This window comes from Pseudonocardia ailaonensis (genome assembly GCF_039531635.1).
Lineage (GTDB): Bacteria > Actinomycetota > Actinomycetes > Mycobacteriales > Pseudonocardiaceae > Pseudonocardia > Pseudonocardia ailaonensis.
On record NZ_BAAAQK010000039.1, the window covers coordinates 1 to 983 of the forward strand.

At 67.0% G+C, this 983-nt stretch carries 1 protein-coding gene; it reads right to left on the bottom strand.

Annotated elements, in window-relative coordinates; genetic code table 11:
- Window positions 1-949 (bottom strand): LLM class flavin-dependent oxidoreductase (locus ABD324_RS37040; RefSeq protein ID WP_344428569.1); only part of this gene is annotated, 949 nt, incomplete at its 3' end.
- Window positions 950-983: the final 34 nt, after the last annotated feature.

A 983-nucleotide genomic window follows, 5' to 3' on the forward strand; every position in this document is an offset into this window, starting at 1 on the left:
GCATGGTGCCGAACTTGAGGTTGAGGACGAACTCCTCGGCGCCGGTCGAGGCCTGGATCATCTTGAGTCGTTCGAAGACCTGGTCCGGGGTGCCCCAGGCCTGCGGGCGGGCGGTCCGCTCGACGATCGACTCGTCGGTGGAGACCGCGTCGCCCAGTTTGGCGTACTGCTCGTAGCCCTTGGTGTTGGCGAAGCGCTTGGTGTCGCCGAACTGGTAGTGGTGCTTGCTGCTCTGCGAGGCTTCCAGGGAGTGGCGGGCCATCGTGTCCCAGGCCTCGTCCTCGGTCTCGAAGCAGGTCATCCGCACGACGACGGTGGGCTGGGTCGACTCGAGTCCGTTGGACTTGCGGATGCTGTTGAACGCGGAGACGTCGGCGCCGTAGGCGTCCCAGGTCTTCTGGTTGGTCATGAGCATGCCCAGGCCGGCGTTCGCGGCGATCGGCAGGGTTTCGGGGCTGGTCCAGGCGATCCGCATCCGCTCGAGGAGCCGCTCGGGGTTGCGGTAGGTCGGCCGGATCGAGACCTTCGGGATGGTGAAGTGCTCGCCTTCGAAGGAGAACCACTCGCTGCGCATGGACCGGCGCAGGATCTCGAGGGACTCGTTGAAGCGTCCGCGTGCCTCGCCCATCGGGATGCGGTAGGGGTCGAACTCGCGGATCGAGGCGCCGCGGCCGACGCCGAGGGTGAGCTGGCGGCCCTGCAGCAGGTTGTCGAGTGCGGCGACCTGGTCGCACACGACCAGCGGGTCGTACCAGGGCAGGACGACGATCATGGTGCCGAAGTCGATCCGGGAGGTCTTCCCGGCCATGTAGGTCAGGTGCTGCAGTGCGCCGGCGGTCATGACGTACGGGGTGAAGTGGTGGTCGATGGCCCAGTAGGAGTCGTAGCCCAGCGGCTCGACGAGCTCGGCGAGGGCGAGCTCCTCGTCGTAGATCTGCTGGTCGGTCACCTTCTGCGGGCTGGGGTCCTCGGCGAGGAAGCGA